The organism is Kineococcus mangrovi, from assembly GCF_041320705.1.
Classification (GTDB): domain Bacteria; phylum Actinomycetota; class Actinomycetes; order Actinomycetales; family Kineococcaceae; genus Kineococcus; species Kineococcus mangrovi.
This window is the reverse complement of record NZ_JBGGTQ010000005.1, coordinates 84,967-103,361: the sequence shown is the minus strand read 5'-3', so window position 1 is coordinate 103,361 and position 18,395 is coordinate 84,967. Positions and strand designations below refer to the sequence as shown.

Here is an 18,395-nt window from a genome sequence, read left to right as displayed (position 1 = left end):
GTTTGTCACTGCTCGTGGACGACTGCTGTCATACCAGTAGTCGCTATGCGCGCGGGCCACCGCCCGTGGTCCCGTCGCCGGGCGTGTCCCCGTCCCGCTTGGTGAGGTCGAGGCCCTCGAGGGAGTCCGGCGCGCGATCGGCGTCGCTCAGCGGGGCGTCCTCGACGGGAGCCACCGGGGTGACCACGCGCGCCACGGCCCGCGGCGTCCAACGGGTCTGCAGGCCGGGGGCGATCTCGATGACGACGTGCTCGTCCGTGCGCTCGACGACCGTCCCGAACATGCCCGACGTCGTCATGACCTCGGACCCCGGGCCGATGCTGTTCTGCATCTGCTGCTGCGCCTTCTGCTGCTTGCGCGTGCGGCTGAACATGAAGACCAGCAGCGCAGCCATGATGAGCAGGAAGAACAACGAACCGTCCACGACACAACCTCTCCGCGCCGGCGGGATCGACGACTCACCGGCACCTGCGTCGGCCCTGTGCCGACTCGGCCGACCCAACGCCAGGGGCACCTGCCAGGTTCCGCGGGGACGGAGCAGGAGCACGGGGCGGGACCGACTCGCCCGGGTAGTCTAGGGGTTCACCCGGTCGGCCCTTGCGCCCCGGAACCGCCGGGAGCGTCGGGCGGCCCCTCGTCGGACCCGTCCTCCAGGGTGGGCTGCCAGGCCGCGCCGGCGGGCGCGTCGCGCGGCGGGGTCAGCCCCAGGTGCGCCCACGTGTCGGGCAGCGCGATGCGCCCGCGCGGGGTCCGGCCCAGCAACCCCTCGCGCACGAGGAACGGCTCGGCGACGGTCTCGACCGTCTCGGCCTCCTCCCCCACGACGACGGCCAGCGTCGACAGCCCGACGGGACCCCCGCCGAACCGGCGGCACAGCGCGTCCAGGACCGCGCGGTCGAGGCGGTCCAACCCGCGCTCGTCCACCTCGTAGACCTCCAGCGCCGCCCGTGCCGCACCGCGGTCGACGATCCCGGACCCGCGCACCTGCGCCCAGTCCCGCACCCGCCGCAGCAGCCGGTTCGCGATGCGCGGGGTGCCGCGCGAGCGGCCGCCGATCTCCGCGGCCCCCTCGGCCGTCAGCTGCACCCCGAGCAGCGAGGCGCTGCGCCGCAGCACCTGCACGAGCTCCTCGGGGGTGTAGAAGTCCAGGTAGCCGGTGAAGCCGAAGCGGTCGCGCAGCGGCGCGGGCAGCAGACCGGCCCGCGTCGTCGCCCCCACGAGGGTGAACTTCGGCAGCTCCAACGGGATCGCCGTCGCCCCGGCGCCCTTGCCGACGACGACGTCGACGCGGAAGTCCTCCATCGCGATGTAGAGCATCTCCTCGGCCGGGCGCGCCATCCGGTGGATCTCGTCGAGGAAGAGGACCTCGCCCTCGTCCAGGGAGCTGAGGACGGCCGCGAGGTCGCCGGCGTGCTGGATGGCCGGGCCGCTGGACTGGCGCAGCGGGGCGCCCATCTCCGAGGCGACGATCATCGCCAGCGTCGTCTTGCCCAGCCCGGGCGGACCGGAGAACAGGACGTGGTCGCTGGGGGCCTGCCGCGCCTTGGCGGCGTCCAGGACGAGGGAGAGCTGCTCGCGCACCACCTTCTGCCCCACGAACTCCTCCAGGCCGTGCGGGCGCAGCGCGGACTCCGCGGCCCGTTCCCGCTCGTCGGCGCCCGTGGTCACCAGCCGCTCGCTCATCCGCGGCCCGACAGGTGGCGCAGGGCCGCGCGCAGGGCGCCCGGCACGTCGGCCTCGGCCGCCGTGCCGTCGGGCTGGTCGGCCAGCACGGCGTCGACGGCGTCCCCGGCCTGCCTGAGCGGGTACCCGAGGCCGACGAGCGCCTCGACGACCTGGTCCTTGCGCGGGTCCCCGCCGTCCGCCGGGGCCGCGGGTGCTGCGGCACCGGCGGGCGGGCCGAGGCGGTCCCCCAGCTCCAGGCAGATGCGCTGGGCCGTCTTCTTGCCGATGCCGGGCACCCGGACCAGCGCGGCGTGGTCGTCGGCGGCGACCGCGGCCCGGATCCCGTCCGGGCGGTGCACCGCGAGCATCGCGAGCGCCATCCTCGGTCCCACGCCGGAGGCGGTCTGGACGATCTCGAAGACCTCCTTCTCGTCGGCGTCGGCGAAGCCGAACAGCGTCAGGGAGTCCTCGCGCACCACGAGCGTGGTGTGCAGCAGCGCCTCCTCCCCCACGCGCAGCCCCGCCAGGGTCGCCGGCGCCGCCAGGACGAACATCCCGACCCCGCCCACCTCGACGACCGCCGAGTCCAGCCGCACCGCGAGCACCCGCCCGCGCACCGACGCGATCACACGACCTCCAAGCCCACCGAACCAGACGCACACCGAACACTTGTACGAGAGGCTAGACGCCCCCTCCGACACGACGGACCCGGCACGCCGGGGCAGAGTGCTCCCGTGAGCCACGAGCAGAACGACAACGCCCTCCAGAACGTCACCTTCGACAGCGCCACGGAGTCCGGCCACGCGCACGGCTACCTGCGCGTCCCGGAGTCCGGCGCCGGCCCCGGGGTCATCGTCATCCAGGAGTGGTGGGGCCTGACCGACCACATCGCCGCCATCGTCGACCGCTTCGCCCGCGAGGGGTTCGTGGCGCTGGCCCCCGACCTCTACGGCGGACGCACGACGCACGACTCCGCCGAGGCGGCCCAGCTCATGACGGACCTGCCGGCCGAGCGGGCCGCCCAGGACCTCGCCGGCGCCGTGACGTACCTGCTGGACCGTCCCGAGGTGACGTCCTCGACCGTGGGGGCCGTCGGGTTCTGCATGGGCGGCGGCTTCGTCCTGCGCCTGGCGGCCCAGCAGGGCGAGCGCGTCGGCGCGGCCGTGCCCTGGTACGGCCTGCCGGGCGAGGACACCGACTTCTCGGGGCTGCGCGCGGCGGTCCTCGGCCACTACGGCGAGGAGGACACCTCGGTGCCGCTGGACGCCGTCCGTGCCACAGCCGACCGCCTCCGCGAGCAGGCCGGTGTGGACGTGACGCTGCACGAGTACCCCGCGCCGCACGCCTTCTACAACGACGAGCGCCCCAACTACCGGCGCGAGTCCGCCGAGCTGGCCTGGGAGCGCACGACGACGTTCCTGCGCGAGCGCCTGGCCGCAGCTTCGGCCTCGGCGTAGGCGTTCCGCCGTCCCGTCACGAGCGCGGAGTGCGCGGCGGCCTCCAGCCGGGTGCTCGCCCCGCCCCGCCACAGGTGGCACAGGGCCAGGGCGAGGGCGTCGGCGGCGTCGGCCGGTCGCGGGGGGCTGTCGAGGCCGAGGATGCGGGTGACCATCGTCGTCACCTGCTCCTTGCCGGCGCGCCCGTCCCCCGTGACCGCGGCCTTGACCTCGCTGGGGGTGTGCATCGCGACCGGCAGGCCGCGGCGGGCGGCGGCGACGAGGACCAGCCCGGCCGCCTGCGCGGTGCCCATGACCGAGCGCACGTTGGCCTGGGCGAAGACGCGCTCGACGGCGACGACGTCGGGACGGTGGGTGTCCAGCCAGGTCTCCAGGCCCTCGCTGATGGCCAGGAGCCGGGCTTCGACGGGGTCGGTGGCGGGGGTGCGCACGACGCCGACGCCGACCATGGCGGCCCGCCGCCCGGTGCGGACGGCGTCGACCACCCCGATCCCGCACCGGGTCAGACCCGGGTCCACCGCCAGCACGCGCACGGCCCCCACGATCGCACGGGGCGGTCGCGGGGGCCGTCAGGAGCGGCGGGCCGGGGTGTCAGGCGTCCTCGAGGGCCGCCATGACGTCGTCGGACACGTCGTGGTTGGCGAAGACGTTCTGCACGTCGTCGCAGTCGTCCAGTGCGTCGACCAGCCGGAACACCTTGGTGGCGCCCTCGGCGTCCAGCGGCACCTGCACGCTGGGCACGAAGCTGTTCTCCGCGGAGTCGTAGTCGATGCCCGCGGCCTGTAGCGCCTCGCGCACGGCGACGAGGTCGGTGGCCTCGCAGACGACCTCGAAGGTGTCGCCCTGGTCGGTGACCTCCTCGGCGCCGGCCTCCAGGACGGCGAGCAGGACGTCGTCCTCGCTGAGCTCGGTGCCCTCCTTGCCGATGACGACCAGGCCCTTGCGGCTGAACATGTACGCGACGCTGCCCGGGTCGGCCATCGAGCCGCCGTTGCGCGTCATCGCCGTCCGGACCTCCATGGCGGCCCGGTTCTTGTTGTCCGTCAGGCACTCCACGAGCAGCGCGACGCCGCCCGGGCCGTACCCCTCGTACATGATCGTCTGCCAGTCGGCGCCACCGGCCTCGGCCCCGGAGCCGCGCTTGACGGCGCGGTCGATGTTGTCGGCCGGCACCGACGTCTTCTTCGCCTTCTGGATGGCGTCGTAGAGGGTCGGGTTGCCGGCGGGGTCGCCCCCGCCCGTGCGGGCCGCGACCTCGATGTTCTTGATGAGCCGAGCGAAGCTCTTGGCGCGCTTGGCGTCGACGACGGCCTTCTTGTGCTTCGTCGTCGCCCACTTGGAGTGGCCGGACATGTGGTTCCCTCCGCCTCGCTGAAAATGCTCCGCTGTCCTGCGAAATCCCGTGCGCGTCAGTCCCGCTGCCGCACCATCGCCACGAAGTGGCGGTGCACCCGGTCGTCCCCGGTGATCTCCGGGTGGAACGCCGTGGCCAGCAGAGCGCCCTGCCGCACGGCGACGATCCTACCCGCGGCGGGCCCGGAGCCCACCCGGCCGAGCACCTGCACGCCCGGCCCGGCCTCCTCGACCCACGGCGCACGGATGAACACGGCGTCGGTCGGCGGTCCACCGTCGGTGATGCCGGCCAACGGCAGGTGCTCCTCCCAGGAGTCCACCTGCCGGCCGAAGGCGTTGCGCCGCACCGTGACGTCGAGGCCACCGAGGGTCTGCTGGTCGCGCGCGCCGTCGAGCAGCCGGTCGGCCAGCAGGATCATGCCCGCGCACGAGCCGTAGACGGGCAGGCCGCCGGCGATGCGCTCGCGCAGCAGCTCGCGCAGCTCGAAGACCCGCAGGAGCCGGTCGATCGTCGTGGACTCCCCGCCGGGCAGGACGAGGCCGTCGACGTCGCCGAGCTCGGACGGGCGACGGACCGTGACGGCCCGTGCGCCACCGGACTCCAGGGCGGCGACGTGCTCGCGGACGTCGCCCTGCAGGGCCAGGACGCCGATCGTGGGGGTGGTGCTGGTCACCGGCGCAGCGTAGGGCCCGGGAGGGTCCGCGCACGTGCCTGGCCCTACGCTGCGGCGGGACCGCACCACGGACCACACCGGAGGACCGGACAGCATGCCCGTACCCGCGGACCTCGCCCGCTCCTTCACCATCGCCCTGCCCGCCTGGGTGGACGAGGAACTGTCCGGCACGCCCGCGGTCCTGCCGACCCGGCGGGAGCGGATGGCCCTGGTCCACCGCCTCGCCGCGCGGAACTTCCGGGAGGGCGACGGCGGCCCGTTCGCGGCGGTCGTCGTCGACACCGACAGCGGCGAGCTGGTCTCCGTCGGCGTCAACGTCGTCCTGTCCACGGGGATCTCCTCGGGCCACGCCGAGGTCACCGCCCTGGGGTTGGCCCAGGCCCGCACCGGGTCGTGGGACCTCGGCGCGGGCGGCGCCCGCCGCGAGCTCGTCGTGAACTGGCGCCCGTGCGCCCAGTGCTACGGCGCGACGCTGTGGTCGGGGGTGCGCACCCTCGTGGTGGCCGGGTCCGGGCCGGAGCTGGAGGAGATCACCGGGTTCGACGAGGGCCCGGTCCGCGACGACTGGGCCGAGCAGTTCCAGGCCCGCGGGATCGCCGTCGTCACCGACGTCCTGCGGGAGGAGGCGCTGGAGGTCTACCGCGCGTACGCGGAGCACGTCGCCGCCACCGGCGCGGTCGTCTACAACGCCCGCGCCGCCGGCTGACCCGTCAGGCGACGGGCAGCGGCGGACCCGACCAGACCGGCGGGAGCTCGGTGAGCAGTCGCGGCAGGTCCTCGGGGTAGTAGACCGTGCCGGACCCGGCGAGCTCGCCGGGGACCCACCAGCGCAGCTCCGAGACCGACGCGTGCTCCAGCGGCGTCCACCCCGCCCGGTCGGGCTCGAAACCGGCCGCGACGCGGTGGACGAAGAACTCCTCCGTCTGCCGGCAGGTCTGGCCGAGGAACGGGAAGTCGGCCACCCGGGCCCAGACGGGCCCGTCGAGGGTGGCCGGGTCGACGTCGAGGCCGGTCTCCTCGCGCAGTTCCCGGACCGCCGCCGCGCGGGCGTCCTCCCCCGGCCCCCGGCCGCCGCCGACGGTGAACCACCAGTCGGTGCCCGGGCGGGCCGGGTCGGTCCCGCGCAGCAGCAGCACGCGTCCCGCCTCGTCCAGCAGGACGACGCGGGAGGCGCTGCGGGTCCGGACCCCGTCGGGGCCGTGCCCCCACTCCGGCCCCAGCGGGTCGTGCTCCCCGGCGCCGGTCACCAGCCGCGCTGGGCCAGGCGGTGCGGCTCGGGGATGGCCTCGACGTTCAGGCCGACCATGGCCTCGCCCAGACCGCGGGAGACCTCGGCGATGACGTCGGGGTCGTCGTGGAAGGTCGTCGCCTTGACGATGGCCTCGGCGCGCTGGGCCGGGTTGCCGGACTTGAAGATGCCCGAGCCGACGAAGACGCCGTCGGCGCCGAGCTGCATCATCATCGCCGCGTCCGCGGGCGTGGCGATGCCGCCGGCGGTGAACAGCACGACGGGCAGCTTCCCGGTCTCGGCGACCTCGCGCACGAGGTCGTAGGGCGCGCCCATCTCCTTGGCGGCCACGTAGACCTCGTCCGGGGACATCGAGCGCAGCCGGTTCACCTCGGCGCGGATCGTGCGCACGTGCGTGACGGCGTTGGAGACGTCACCGGTGCCGGCCTCGCCCTTGGAGCGGATCATCGCCGCGCCCTCGGTGATGCGCCGCAGCGCCTCCCCGAGGTTCGTGGCCCCGCAGACGAAGGGCACGGTGAAGGCGTGCTTGTCGATGTGGTGGGCGTAGTCGGCCGGGGTCAGGACCTCGGACTCGTCGATGTAGTCCACCCCCAGGGACTGCAGCACCTGGGCCTCGACGAAGTGGCCGATGCGGGCCTTGGCCATGACGGGGATGGAGACCGCGGAGACGATCGAGTCGATCACGTCCGGGTCCGACATCCGGGAGACCCCGCCCTGCGCGCGGATGTCGGCGGGGACCCGCTCGAGGGCCATCACGGCCACGGCTCCGGCGTCGGCGGCGATGCGGGCCTGCTCGGCGGTGACGACGTCCATGATGACGCCGCCCTTGAGCATCTCGGCCATGCCGCGCTTCACCCGGCTCGTCCCGACGACGGGCCCGCTGGTGGTGCTGACTTCAGTGCTCACGTGCACGTGCCTCGCGATCGGTCGGACGGAGTTCAGGCGGGCGCCATCCTACGGCCGGGCCGCGGAACCGGCCGTGGGATCGACCCCGTCGCCCTCCCCGTCGAGGAAGTCCGCCGTCTCGGGCAGCCGCGCCCGCCCGGCCAGGTGCGCCCAGCGCACGACCCGCTTGCCGCGCAGGCGCCGGGTCTGCACGACGGCGTCGTTGTGGAAGCGCCGGGCCAGCTGCACCCGGCGGGCCGCCTCGAGGACCCGGCCCAGCCCCGCGCCGTCGCTCGGTGGCAGCGCCGCGGCCAGGGCGCGCGTGAGGTCGGACTCCACGCGCCACCGGTGGGCGTCGTCGGCGTCGTTGGCCTCGCGCAGGGCCGCCGGGGTCCGCGGGGCGTCCAGGCTGGTGGTGGCGGCGTCGGCGAGCAGCAGCGCCGAGGCCGGGTCCAGGTGGGCCGAGCTCTCCAGCGCGAACTCCAGGGCCGCGCTGGCCCGCCGGGTCAGCTCGGCGTCCAGGGCGGCGCGGCTGGTCTCCACCCGTCGGTGCAGGCGGTCGACGCGCTGCGCCGTCGCCGACAGCCACCCCGCGAGCGCCACGAGGACGAGGAGCGCGGTGAGGACCCACGCGACCGCCGTCACCGCCGGCTCCTCCCCGGCCCCCCGCGCCCGAGGACCGTCTCGTAGACCCGCAGGACCTCCCCCGCCACGACCGACCAGTCGTACCGGGCGGCGGCGGCCCGCCCGGCGGCGGCGAGGACCGCGCGCTGGTCCGGGTCGGCCAGCAGGGTCAGCACCTCGCGGGCGGCGGCGGCCGCGTCGCCGACGTCGAACAGCGCACCGTGCGCGCCGTCCCCGAGGACGCGGCGGAAGGCGCCGAGGTCGGCGGCCACGACGGCCACGCCGGCCGCCATGGCCTCCACGAGCACGATGCCGAAGCTCTCCCCGCCGGTGTGCGGGGCGAGGTAGACGTCGGCGCTGGCCAGGAGGGACTCCTTGGCCCGGTCGTCGACGGCGCCGAGGAACTCCACGGCGTCCCGGTCGGCGGGTCCGAGCAGCTCGCGGGCGGCGGCGACGTCGCCGCGGCCGGCGACGAGGAAGCGGGCCCCGGGCACGGCGGCGCGCACGAGCGGCACGACCTCGCACAGCAGCGGCAGCCCCTTGCGGGGTTCGTCGAGCCGGCCGACGAAGGCCACGACGGGGCGTCGCGGCGTCCCGGTCCACTCCGCGCGCCGCGGGGCCCGGGCGAACGCGCGGGTGACGACGCCGTTGGGCACGACGACGGCGTCCCCGCCGACGTGCTCGACGACGGTCCGGCGGGCGTCCTCGCTGACGGCGATGCGGGCGGCGATCTTCTCCAGGCTCGGGCGCAGCAGCGGGAAGGCGGCCTGCATGGCCCGCGAGCGCAGGTTGGCGGTGTGGAAGGTGGCGACGAGCGGGCCGGTGGTCACCGGGCTCGCGGCCCACAGCGCCAGCAGGGACGTGCTCGGCGACAGCGGCTCGTGCACGTGCAGGACGTCGAAGGACCCCTCGGCGAGCCACCGGCGGACGCGCGCGGCGGTGACGGGGCCGAAGGACAACCGCGCCACGGACCCGTTGTACGGCACGGCGACGACGCTGCCGCCGGGGTCGGCGAAGGGCGGCAGGGTCGACTCGTCGTCGGCCGGGGCCAGGACGCGCACGTGGTGGCCGAGGCCGAGGAGGTGCTCGGCGAGGTCGCGGACGTGGAACTGCACGCCGCCGGGCACGTCGAAGGAGTACGGGCAGACGATCCCGATGCGCACGCCTCAGCGCCCCGGGGGCGGTGGGACCACCGGCGCGAACACCGGCTGCAGGACGTGCCACTCGTCGGGGTGGGCCACCACCACCTCGGCCAGGGCGTCGGCGCACGCCTGGGTCATCTCGGCCACGGCCCGGCGGCGGTGCTCCCGGGGGCCCTCCCCGGGACGCCGGGCGGGCGCGGGAACCCGGTCGGCGACGTCCAGGACGAGGACGCGCCGCCCCTGGCGCACCTCGTGGAACAACCCGATGGGGAACAGGGGTGCCCCCGTGGCCAGAGCCAGCGTCGCCGGGCCCTGCGCCATCCGCACGCGCCCGGCGAGGAAGTCGACCTCCACCCCGGCGCCGGTGAGGTCGCGGTCGGCCAGGAGGGGGACGAAGGCGCCCGCCCGCAGCCGGCGCAGCAACGTCCCGAAGCTCGCCGGATCGCCCAGCGGCAGCACCTCGACCCCCAGGGAGCGGCGGAAGGCGAGGAACTCGGCGTAGACCTGCTCGGGGCGCAGCCGTTCGGCCACGGTGACGACGGGAGCGAGCTCGGTGGCCGACCAGGCGGCGGCGTGGTCCCAGTTGCCCAGGTGCCCCAGGAAGGCGACGGCGCCGCGGCCGTCGGCCAGGGCCGCGCGCAGGTCCTGCCCGCGCTCGAACCGGGCGGCCCCGACGGTCCGCTCCCGGGTCCAGGCCGGCAGGCGGAAGGCGTCGAGCCAGTAGCGGGCGTAGCTGCGCAGGCCGTCGCGCACGAGGACGTCCAGCTCGGCGGGTGCGGCGTCCGGGCGGGCGCGGGCGAGGTTGCGCCGCAACTGCTCGACGCGGGGCCCGCCGCGACGGGCGAGGGCGTCGGCGGCGTGCCGGCTCGCGGTGACGGCGAGGTCCTCGGGCACCGCCCGGGCGAACCGCCACCCGGCCCGGAAGGCGCCGACGGCCACCCGGTCCCGCAGGCTCACGCGTCGGCCTGCGGCGCGGCGAGGGCCTGGCGCCGCACGGTCGCCATGCGCTGGACGACCGTGACGGCGCTGGCGAGCGCGAGCAGGGCGAGGACGACCTGGAGGAACAGCAGCGGAACGCCGAGGCCCACGAACCCGGCGCCGACGAGGACGGCGACGATCCGCTCCCCGCGTTCGGCGAGGCCGACGTTGGCGGTGTAGCCCAGGCCCTCGGCACGGGCCTTGACGTAGGAGACGGTGCTGCCGAGGACGAGGCACGCGAGCGCCAGCCCGGCCGTGAGGTCCGAGGCGCCCCCGCGGCCGAACCACACGACCAGCCCGCCGAACAGGGCGGCGTCGGCGAACCGGTCGAGCGAGGAGTCCAGGTAGGCGCCCCACTTCCCGGAACTGCCCCTGATCCGCGCCATCGTCCCGTCGATGGTGTCCGACAGGACGAACACCGTGGCCCCGAGGGACCCCCAGAACAGGTGGCCGGTCGGGTAGAGGCCGAGCGCGCAGGCGACGACCCCGACCGTCCCCGCGACGGTGACCACGTCGGGGGTGATCCCGCACCGCAGCAGGAAGCGCGCGATCGGGGTGAAGAGCTTCGTGGCGAACGCGCGACCGTAGGTGTTGAGCATCGTGTCGAAAGAGTAGGGCGGTCAGTCGACCGCGTCGGTGACCCACGCGGCGGCCAGGCGCGACCGGGTGTCCTCGAGCAGTTCGGGCAACGCCTTCGTCCGGCCCACGACGGGCAGGAAGTTCGCGTCCCCCTGCCAGCGCGGCACGACGTGCTGGTGCAGGTGCGCCGCGATGCCCGCCCCCGCCACGTCGCCCTGGTTGATGCCCAGGTTGAACCCGGCCGGGGAGGAGGCGGCGCTCAGCGTGCGGACGGCGGCGCGGGTGAAGGCGGTGAACTCGGCGAGTTCGCCCGGTTCCAGGTCGACGTAGGCCGAGACGTGCCGGTACGGGCAGACCATGAGGTGCCCGGGGTTGTAGGGGAACAGGTTGAGCACGGCGAAGACGTGCTCGCCCCTCCGCACCACGAGGCCGTCGGCGTCGGAGCGGGCGGGGGCCCGGCAGAACGGGCAGCTCCCGGCCTCGGTGTCGGCGGGCTTGTGCTCGCCCTGGATGTACGCCATCCGGTGCGGCGTCCAGAGCCGGCCGAACCCGTCGGGCTCGCCCGCGAACCCCTCCGCCGGTTCGGCGGGGGGTCCGGCGGGCGGTTCGGTGGACCCGCTCACACCTGCACCCGGTCGCGGACGGCGGCCGCGATGCGCTCGACGGCGTCGGCGACGGCCACGCCGTTCTCCTGGCTGCCGTCGCGGAACCGGAAGGACACCGCACCGTTCTCGACGTCCTCGGCCCCGGCGATGAGCAGGAAGGGGATCTTCTGCTTGGTCCAGGTGCGGATCTTCTTCGGCATGCGGTCGTCGGTGTCGTCGACCTCCACGCGCACGCCGGCGGCCCGCAGCCGGTCGGCGACCTCGCGCAGGTGCGGGACGTGGGCGTCGGCGACGGGGATGCCGACGACCTGCACGGGTGCCAGCCACGGGGGGAAGGCACCGGCGTAGTGCTCGACGAGGACGCCGAAGAAGCGTTCGAGGGAACCGAACTTGGCCGAGTGGATCATCACCGGCTGCTGCTTGGAGCCGTCGGCTGCGGTGTACTCCAGGCCGAACCGCTCCGGCTGGTTGAAGTCGTACTGGATCGTCGACATCTGCCAGGTGCGCCCGATGGCGTCGCGGGCCTGCACGGAGATCTTCGGACCGTAGAAGGCCGCTCCGCCCGGGTCGGGCACGAGTTCCAGGCCCGTCGCCCTCGCCGCGTCCTCCAGCACCTGCGTCGCGGCCGCCCACTGCTCGTCGGAGCCGATGAACTTCTCCGAGTCCCCGCGGGTCGACAGCTCGAGGTAGTAGTCGTCGAGGCCGAAGTCCTTGAGCAGGCCGAGGACGAAGTCGAGCAGGTGGGTGATCTCCCCCGGCGCCTGCTCGGCGGTCACGTAGCTGTGGGAGTCGTCCTGGGTCAGGCCCCGCACGCGCGTCAGGCCGTGCACGACACCGGACTTCTCGTAGCGGTAGACCGACCCGAACTCGAAGAACCGCAGCGGCAGCTCCCGGTAGGACCGCCCGCGCGACCGGAAGATGAGGTTGTGCATGGGGCAGTTCATGGCCTTGAGGTAGTACGTCGAGTTCTCCAGCTCCATGCCGGGGAACATCGTGTCCTCGTAGTACGGCAGGTGCCCGGACGTCTCGAACAGCCCGCCCTTGGAGATGTGCGGGGTGCCGACGTAGGAGAAGCCCTCCTCGATGTGCCGGCGGCGGACGTAGTCCTCCATCTCGCGCTTGACGACCCCGCCCTTGGGGTGGAACACGACGAGGCCGGAGCCGATCTCGTCGGGGAAGGAGAACAGGTCCAGCTCCGCGCCCAGGCGGCGGTGGTCGCGGCGCTCGGCCTCGGCCACGCGCTCCTGGTAGGCCTTCAGCTCGTCCTTGCTCGGCCACGCCGTGCCGTAGATGCGCTGCAGCTGGGGGTTCTTCTCGCTGCCGCGCCAGTAGGCGGCCGCGCTGCGCAGCAGGCTGAACCCGTTGCCGACGAGGCGGGTGGTGGGGACGTGCGGGCCGCGGCACAGGTCGCGGAAGGCGACGGAGTCGTCCCGGCGCACGTTGTCGTAGATCGACAGACCGCCCTCGCCGACCTCGGCGGAGGCGCCCTCGGCGGCCTGGTCGGCGGTGGACTTCAGGCCGATGAGCTCGAGCTTGTAGGGCTCGGCGGCCATCGCCTCGCGCGCCTCGTCGTCGGTGACCTCGCGGCGGACGAAGCGCTGCCCCTCCTTGACGATGCGCTGCATCGTCTTCTCGACCGTCCTGAGGTCCTCGGGGGTGAAGGGGCGTTCGACGTCGAAGTCGAAGTAGAAGCCGTCGCGGATCGGCGGGCCGATGCCGAGCTTGGCCTCGGGGAAGTGCTGCTGCACCGCCTGGGCCATGACGTGCGCGGTGGAGTGGCGCAGGACGGCGAGCCCGTCCTCGGAGGAGACCGGCACGCCCTCGACGACGTCGCCGTCGGCCAGCACGTGGGACAGGTCGCGCAGTTCGCCGTTGACGCGGGCGACGACGACGTCGCGCTCCTGCGTGAACAGCTCGGCCGCCGTCGTACCGGCAGGGACCTGCCGCGTCTGCGTGCTCGCCCCGGTCTCCTCGCCGCCGGCGCCGGTACGGGTGATGGACAGCTGGGCGGGCACCGCGGGCCTCCGGGGGTCGGGGATGGACTCCGGCGACTCTAGCCGTGCGTGCTGCGGGCCGGTCCCACCCCCGTTTCGACGACGTCGCCGACCCGCAGGGCGCCCGGCTCCACGACCCGCGCGAAGACCCCGCCGCAGTGCCGCGGCACCCCGACGACCTCCAGCAGCGCCGCCCCCACCCGCAGTCGTCCCCCGGGCGCCAGACCGAGGTCGGGGTCGGAGCCGAGGTCGAGGTCGAGGTCGAGGACCAGGTTCGCCCGGGAGGTGTCCCCCGCGACCGGGTCGGCGCGCTGCCGGAGGGTCACCACGTGGACGGCCTCGACCTGCCGCGCCCCCCCGGGGACGGGGGCGAGGTGCGCTCCGGGGACGCCGAGGAAGGTGGCGAGGTCCTCGTCGCCGGGCACCAGGAGGACGGGGGGCCCGGAGCCGTCGCCGCGCACGCGCAGCTCCCGCAGCCCGGGGGTGCGCTTGGCGGCCAGCACGCGACCGAGGTCGTCGACGACGGCGTGGGAGCGGTCGCCGTCGAGACCGTCGAGACCGACGCGGGCCGCGTCCGGGGAGATCCCCCCGGCGGACTTCACGGGGAAGAGGTGGATCTCGCGCAGGGCTCCGGTGACGGACACCCCACGAGTGTGCTGGGTGGGCGATACTGGGTTCGAACCAGTGACCCCTTCGGTGTGAACGAAGTGCTCTACCACTGAGCTAATCGCCCGGTCGTCGCGCTGAACGCGACCGGCTCGAGAACCATACCGGACCCGCGGGGCTGGTCACGACCGGTCGTCCCGGCGCGGGTGCGCTCACCCCTGCCGCAGGCCGGGGACCCGCTGCAGCTGGGCCGTCACGACCTCGGGCGTCCACGCGGGCAGCCCCTGCCACGCGAGCCAGCCCCACACCGCGGCGGCGACGACGGCGACGGTCCCGGCCCCGAGCGCGGCGCGCGTGGTCAGCGACCGCGCCAGGACCCACCGCGCCCAGCGGTGCACCTGGCGCTCGCCGAAGTGCTTGAGCCGCTGGGCGGAGGAGAACTCGCTGCCGAGCACCGCCAGTCCCGTGAAGACGACGAGCCACCCCGGGCCGGGCAGGGGGACGAGCGCCAGCCCCACGACCACCACGGCGGTGCCGACGGCTCCGACGCCCGCTCGGTACAGCCGGTTGCGCCGGACGTCGGCGCGGATGACCTCGCGCCGCGCGTGCAGGGAGGCCCGCAACCGGTGGGTGCGGTGCCGACGGGCGCTGCGGGCCGCCTCCGCGGCCGCGTCCGGCCCCACCGCACGGGCGTCCACGGGGCGCTGCACGGCCTGCGGCGCGTGCGGTGGGTCGGGCAGCCGGGGGCCCGGCAGGGTGTCGTCCTCCCCGCCGGCACCGGCCCCGTGGTCCCGCGCGCGCACCGCCCCCACCCGTACCTCCCCGTCCCGCTCGACGTCCGTGCCGGCGCCGGGGGCCGACCTCCCGGCCCGGTCCCCGCAGCAGTCCCGACGCCGGTCCCAACGACCGGGCCGGCTCGGACGCTCCCGGCACCCGGGGAGGTTCTGCCCGCCACGGCCGTGAGCCGTGTCACACCACTGGGCGCGGGACCCCCCGTCGAACCGCGGGGGAACCCCCGACGACGCGCCGACGTCCCAGTTGCGTCGTTCGAGTGTTTCGACGGCGCACTTGGTGGGAAACTGGTCAGCACGGTCGCTGGAGCCCGTCAGCGGCCAAGAGCACACGGAGGTCGACGTGCCTGCACTGCCGCACCGCAAGACCGAGGTCGACGTCGACGTCTCCCTGCGGCTCCGGACGACCGGTGGCCCCGGCCTGCCGGTCCCGGCCAGCCTCCGCTACGGCGCCGACGACCCCTACGCGATCCACGCCGTCTTCCGCGGCGGTGACGCCGACGTGGAGTGGGTCTTCGCCCGCGACCTGCTGCGCGAGGGCCTCACCGGTCCGACGGGGGACGGGGACGTGCAGGTGCGCCCGTGCACCGACGCGGCCGACGGGCGCCCGCGCATCGTCCTGCGGCTGTCGTCGCCGGACGGCAACGCCGAGCTCGAGGCCGACGGGGCCGACGTGCGCCGCTTCCTGCGGCGGGCCGACGCCCTGGTCCCGCCGGGCCGCGAGAGCCGGCACCTGGACCTGGACGACCTCATCGCCCGCCTCGTCTCCTGAGGCCCGGCGCCCCGGGACGACCTGCCGCACGACGCCTCCCCCCGCCCGGACCGTGCTGCGGCGGGGGTGATTTGGCCGAGCCCACGATGTCGGCTAATGTTTTCAACGCCACGGGGAACCGGCCGGGAACGGCAGGGGAACCGGAAGCACGCGGACGTAGCGCAGTTGGTAGCGCATAACCTTGCCAAGGTTAGGGTCGCCGGTTCGAGTCCGGTCGTCCGCTCGGGGGTTCGGCTTGCGGGGCGCGAGCCTCACGGTGGAGTGGCCGAGAGGTTAGGCAGCGGCCTGCAAAGCCGTCCACACGGGTTCGAATCCCGTCTCCACCTCCACTCGGCACCGGGTAGCTCCCGGCGCGGAGGACGAGGGCGATTGGCGCAGCGGTAGCGCGCTTCCCTGACACGGAAGAGGTCACTGGTTCGATCCCAGTATCGCCCACCACCCCACCAGAGGGCCCGAGACCAGCGATGGTCCCGGGCCCTCTTGCACGTCTGCGCGCCCCCTCACCGCACCTCGCCCCCAGCACGCGTCCAGGCGTCCCCCGCACGGGTGGACCACCTGCGGCGGGACGGCTGACCAATCCGCGGTGAGCCCGTGCGGCGCCGCCGATGTCCGTACCGTGGTGCCCGTGCCTCCGGTTCCCCGCCCCGTGTCCCGACGTCGTGGTGACCTGCGTGTCCTCTTCGTGCAGGGGCACCTGCGCGAGAACGGCGGTCTGCGGGTGGTCCTGGAGCTGGCGCGCAGGTTCGTAGCCGACGGGGTCGCGACGACCGTCTTCGCCCTCGAGGACGTCTCCGGGACCCCGACGGCCACCCCCGACCCCTCGGTGCCCCTCGTCCTGGGGGCCGATGCCACCGAGCCCGGTGTGCGCCGCCTCCCGCGGGGGCTGCGCCGCCTGGTCGCGCAGGCCCGCCACCACGACGTCGTGGTCTCGGGGTCGGAGATCGGTCACGGCGTGCTCGCGGGCTGGATCGCGGCCCGGCTGACCCGACGGCCGTTCGTCGTCCTGGCCCAGGGCGACCTCGACGAGGCCGTCGCGGCGTGGGTCCCCCCGCACCTGCGCCGGGTGACCCGGCTGGCCGACGCGCACGCCGACGCCACCGTCTGCGTCTCCCCCGGCCTGGTGCCGGGGATCGTCGCCAACGGCCAGCCGGCCGAGCGCACCCACGTCGTCGTCAACGGCATCGACGTCGACGCCCTGCGCTCGCGGGTGGCCGGGCAGCCCCCGCGGAGCTCCACGGTCCCGCAGGTGGTCTCCCTGGGCCGGCTGACCCCGCACAAGGGGTTCGACCTGCTGGTGCGCGCCTCGGCCGCGGTGCGGGCACGGGGCCTGGAGCACGAGCTGACCATCGCCGGTGAAGGTGCGGGCCGCGCCGAGCTGGAGGCTCTGGTGACCGAGCTCGGCGCCGACCACGTGCACCTGCCCGGCTTCACCGACCGTCCCGACCTGGTGCTGTCGGGGGCCGACCTCTACGTCTGCAGCTCCCGGACGGAGGCCATGCCCCTGACGCTGCTGGAGTCCCTCGCACTGGGCACGCCCGTGGTGGCCACCGACTGCTCGGTGGGCACGCGGATGCTGCTGGCCGAGGGCGACCTGGGCCGGCTCGTACCGCCGGAGTCCGTCGAGGCGCTCACCGAGGCGCTGGCCGCGCACCTGAGCGATCCGCGACCGCTGCGCGCCGCCGCCGCCCGGGGGCCGGAGTTCGCGCGCCGGTTCGACGCCCGGCGGCTGGCCCACCGGCACCTGGCCGTCCTGGCCCGGGTGGCGGGGCGGCCCCTGCCGGCGGGCCTGGTGGACGAGCTCGCGGGCGACCTCGAGGACGGCACCGCGGACCCGGCCGCGGTCCCCGGCGGGCAGGACGGCTGAGGAGCCGCCCCCTCAGCCGCGCAGGGCCGGGACGACCCGGCGGGCGTTGCCGGAGTACAGGGCCGCGAGCTGGTCGGCGTCCAGGTCCAGCCCGGAGACCGTCCAGCGGCCCTGGTCCGGTTCGGGGCCGTAGTCGAAGGCCTCGTCCGCCGTCTCCAGGACGCGGAACCAGCGCCGCACGGCCTCGGTGTCGAAGGGGAAGCTGTCGCTGCCCCACAGCACCCGGTCGGGGTGGCGGGCCAGCAGGGCCGCCGCCGCCCGCGGCTGCCGGCCCAGCTCGGCCAGCCGGGCCCCGGTGTCCACGACCAGGTTCGGGTGCCGGTCCAGCGCCTCGGAGACCCACTGCAGGTTCTCCGCCCAGCCCGCGACGTGGGCGCCGATGAACGTCGTGCCCGGGTGCGCGCCGACGAGGGCGTCGAAGGCGTCCTGCAGCTCGGGGTGGGTGGGCACGCCCTTGTCGTGCCAGCTCCAGTCCGGGTGCAGGGTCAGCTCCTCCAGCCGCTCGTTGCGCCGGTCGACGGGCCGGAAGAACGCCGGCGGGTCGCCGACGTGGACCAGCACGGGCAGCCCGGCCTCCCCGGCGGCCTCGAACACGTCGGACAGCCGCGGGTCGTGCGGGCGCACCAGGGCACCCCCGGCGTCCCGCACCAGCAGACCCAGGTCCTTCCACACCTTCAGGCCGGCCGCGCCCGCGCGAGCCGCGGCCTCCACCTGCCCGACCATGGTCGCCACCCCCGCCGGGCCCTGGGCGATCCGCCGCCACTCCACGTGCGCGAAGGTCGCGAACCGGCCGGGGTGGGCGCGGTCGTACCGGTCCAGGTTGGCCTCCAGGTCACCGGGCAGGCCGTCGAGGTTGACCACCGCCGCGATGTTCAGCTCGTCCATGCGGGCCAGCAGCGCCCCGACGTCGGGGACCAGCCAGGCGTGCCCGCCGGTCAGCCAGCGGCCGAGGTGGTTGTGGGCGTCCACGGCCGGCACCGCCGCCCGCGGCACGTCCGTCACGGGCAGGACCAGCTCGCTGCGCGGGCGGTAGGTCGCCAGGCGGTGGCTGCTCAGCCGCGCCCGGGCTGCCAGGTCGCGGGCGCGGCGACGGCCGGCGGAGGTGATGCGGTTCAGGTCCACCCGGCCAGTCTCACCCACCGGGTGATCACCGACGA

The 18,395-nt window shown here is 75.0% G+C and carries 21 protein-coding genes and 4 tRNA genes; 7 read left to right on the top strand and 18 right to left on the bottom strand.

Going from position 1 to position 18,395, the window contains the following annotated elements:
- Positions 1–43 precede the first annotated feature (43 nt).
- The 3 genes from yajC to ruvA all read right to left on the bottom strand — a co-directional run bounded on the left by yajC (position 44) and on the right by ruvA (position 2,294).
- Positions 44–424, bottom strand: a complete 381-nt coding sequence (gene yajC / locus AB2L28_RS11835) for a preprotein translocase subunit YajC (protein ID WP_370719029.1) — start codon at positions 422–424, stop codon at positions 44–46.
- A 158-nt stretch (positions 425–582) separates the two neighbouring features.
- Complete coding sequence (gene ruvB, locus AB2L28_RS11830; protein WP_370719027.1) at positions 583–1,683, bottom strand: Holliday junction branch migration DNA helicase RuvB; 1,101 nt, start codon at positions 1,681–1,683, stop codon at positions 583–585.
- Positions 1,680–2,294, bottom strand: coding sequence for a Holliday junction branch migration protein RuvA (ruvA, locus tag AB2L28_RS11825; protein WP_370719025.1), 615 nt, complete (start codon positions 2,292–2,294; stop codon positions 1,680–1,682). Before ruvA ends, ruvB begins: the two co-directional genes overlap by 4 nt.
- 105 nt (positions 2,295–2,399) lie before the next feature.
- Here ruvA and AB2L28_RS11820 point away from each other — a divergent pair, with 105 nt between their 5' ends.
- Positions 2,400–3,122, top strand: coding sequence for a dienelactone hydrolase family protein (locus AB2L28_RS11820; RefSeq protein WP_370719023.1), 723 nt, complete (start codon positions 2,400–2,402; stop codon positions 3,120–3,122).
- Here AB2L28_RS11820 and ruvC read toward each other — a convergent pair.
- Genes ruvC through pdxT form a run of 3 tightly spaced genes read right to left on the bottom strand, consistent with a single transcriptional unit; the run spans position 3,035 to position 5,149 of the window.
- Positions 3,035–3,655, bottom strand: coding sequence for a crossover junction endodeoxyribonuclease RuvC (gene ruvC / locus AB2L28_RS11815; RefSeq protein WP_370719022.1), 621 nt, complete (start codon positions 3,653–3,655; stop codon positions 3,035–3,037). The two genes, AB2L28_RS11820 and ruvC, sit on opposite strands and share 88 nt — an antisense overlap.
- Positions 3,656–3,713: 58 nt before the next feature.
- Complete coding sequence (locus AB2L28_RS11810) at positions 3,714–4,475, bottom strand: YebC/PmpR family DNA-binding transcriptional regulator (RefSeq protein ID WP_370719020.1); 762 nt, start codon at positions 4,473–4,475, stop codon at positions 3,714–3,716.
- Positions 4,476–4,531: 56 nt separating this feature from the next.
- Positions 4,532–5,149 carry a pyridoxal 5'-phosphate synthase glutaminase subunit PdxT gene (gene pdxT, locus AB2L28_RS11805; RefSeq protein ID WP_370719018.1) on the bottom strand — a complete coding sequence of 206 codons (618 nt, stop codon included), beginning with the start codon at positions 5,147–5,149 and terminating at the stop codon, positions 4,532–4,534.
- Between the two features lie 94 nt (positions 5,150–5,243).
- Here pdxT and AB2L28_RS11800 point away from each other — a divergent pair, with 94 nt between their 5' ends.
- On the top strand, positions 5,244–5,855 hold the full coding sequence (locus AB2L28_RS11800) for a nucleoside deaminase (protein WP_370719016.1): 612 nt from the start codon (positions 5,244–5,246) through the stop codon (positions 5,853–5,855).
- 4 nt (positions 5,856–5,859) lie between these two features.
- On the opposite strand, the gene AB2L28_RS11795 is transcribed toward AB2L28_RS11800, so the two are convergent.
- The 11 genes from AB2L28_RS11795 to AB2L28_RS11745 form a co-directional block, all read right to left on the bottom strand.
- A complete protein-coding gene (locus AB2L28_RS11795; protein ID WP_370719014.1) occupies positions 5,860–6,396 on the bottom strand; it encodes an NUDIX hydrolase in 537 nt (178 codons plus the stop codon).
- Positions 6,393–7,304, bottom strand: a complete 912-nt coding sequence (gene pdxS, locus AB2L28_RS11790) for a pyridoxal 5'-phosphate synthase lyase subunit PdxS (RefSeq protein WP_370719012.1) — start codon at positions 7,302–7,304, stop codon at positions 6,393–6,395. The genes AB2L28_RS11795 and pdxS overlap by 4 nt, the downstream gene beginning before the upstream one ends.
- Before the next feature lie 48 nt (positions 7,305–7,352).
- Positions 7,353–7,928, bottom strand: coding sequence for a hypothetical protein (locus AB2L28_RS11785; RefSeq protein ID WP_370719011.1), 576 nt, complete (start codon positions 7,926–7,928; stop codon positions 7,353–7,355).
- A complete protein-coding gene (locus tag AB2L28_RS11780) occupies positions 7,925–9,070 on the bottom strand; it encodes a glycosyltransferase family 4 protein (RefSeq protein ID WP_370719009.1) in 1,146 nt (381 codons plus the stop codon). The genes AB2L28_RS11785 and AB2L28_RS11780 overlap by 4 nt, the downstream gene beginning before the upstream one ends.
- A 3-nt stretch (positions 9,071–9,073) precedes the next feature.
- A complete protein-coding gene (locus tag AB2L28_RS11775; RefSeq protein WP_370719007.1) occupies positions 9,074–10,006 on the bottom strand; it encodes a phosphatidylinositol mannoside acyltransferase in 933 nt (310 codons plus the stop codon).
- Positions 10,003–10,626 (bottom strand): phosphatidylinositol phosphate synthase, encoded by a 624-nt coding sequence (gene pgsA / locus AB2L28_RS11770; protein ID WP_370719005.1) that lies wholly within the window; start codon positions 10,624–10,626, stop codon positions 10,003–10,005. The genes AB2L28_RS11775 and pgsA overlap by 4 nt, the downstream gene beginning before the upstream one ends.
- Positions 10,627–10,647: 21 nt before the next feature.
- Positions 10,648–11,229, bottom strand: a complete 582-nt coding sequence (locus AB2L28_RS11765) for an HIT family protein (RefSeq protein WP_370719004.1) — start codon at positions 11,227–11,229, stop codon at positions 10,648–10,650.
- Complete coding sequence (gene thrS / locus AB2L28_RS11760; protein ID WP_370719002.1) at positions 11,226–13,226, bottom strand: threonine--tRNA ligase; 2,001 nt, start codon at positions 13,224–13,226, stop codon at positions 11,226–11,228. The genes AB2L28_RS11765 and thrS overlap by 4 nt, the downstream gene beginning before the upstream one ends.
- A 38-nt stretch (positions 13,227–13,264) precedes the next feature.
- Positions 13,265–13,849 (bottom strand): MOSC N-terminal beta barrel domain-containing protein, encoded by a 585-nt coding sequence (locus AB2L28_RS11755; protein WP_370719000.1) that lies wholly within the window; start codon positions 13,847–13,849, stop codon positions 13,265–13,267.
- 17 nt (positions 13,850–13,866) lie between these two features.
- A tRNA-Val gene (locus AB2L28_RS11750) sits at positions 13,867–13,938 on the bottom strand.
- Between the two features lie 85 nt (positions 13,939–14,023).
- Positions 14,024–14,623, bottom strand: a complete 600-nt coding sequence (locus AB2L28_RS11745; protein ID WP_370718998.1) for a TIGR02611 family protein — start codon at positions 14,621–14,623, stop codon at positions 14,024–14,026.
- A 322-nt stretch (positions 14,624–14,945) separates the two neighbouring features.
- Between AB2L28_RS11745 and AB2L28_RS11740 the strand changes: the two genes are divergently transcribed.
- The 5 genes from AB2L28_RS11740 to AB2L28_RS11720 all read left to right on the top strand — a co-directional run bounded on the left by AB2L28_RS11740 (position 14,946) and on the right by AB2L28_RS11720 (position 17,238).
- A complete protein-coding gene (locus tag AB2L28_RS11740; RefSeq protein WP_370718996.1) occupies positions 14,946–15,374 on the top strand; it encodes an SsgA family sporulation/cell division regulator in 429 nt (142 codons plus the stop codon).
- 150 nt (positions 15,375–15,524) lie between these two features.
- Positions 15,525–15,597: transfer RNA gene (locus AB2L28_RS11735), tRNA-Gly, on the top strand.
- 32 nt (positions 15,598–15,629) lie between these two features.
- Positions 15,630–15,703: transfer RNA gene (locus AB2L28_RS11730), tRNA-Cys, on the top strand.
- A gap of 34 nt (positions 15,704–15,737) precedes the next feature.
- Positions 15,738–15,812: transfer RNA gene (locus tag AB2L28_RS11725), tRNA-Val, on the top strand.
- A 187-nt stretch (positions 15,813–15,999) separates the two neighbouring features.
- Positions 16,000–17,238: a glycosyltransferase gene (locus AB2L28_RS11720; protein WP_370718995.1), complete on the top strand. Its 1,239-nt coding sequence runs from the start codon at positions 16,000–16,002 to the stop codon at positions 17,236–17,238.
- A 12-nt stretch (positions 17,239–17,250) separates the two neighbouring features.
- On the opposite strand, the gene AB2L28_RS11715 is transcribed toward AB2L28_RS11720, so the two are convergent.
- Complete coding sequence (locus tag AB2L28_RS11715; RefSeq protein ID WP_370718993.1) at positions 17,251–18,360, bottom strand: amidohydrolase family protein; 1,110 nt, start codon at positions 18,358–18,360, stop codon at positions 17,251–17,253.
- Positions 18,361–18,395 lie beyond the last annotated feature (35 nt).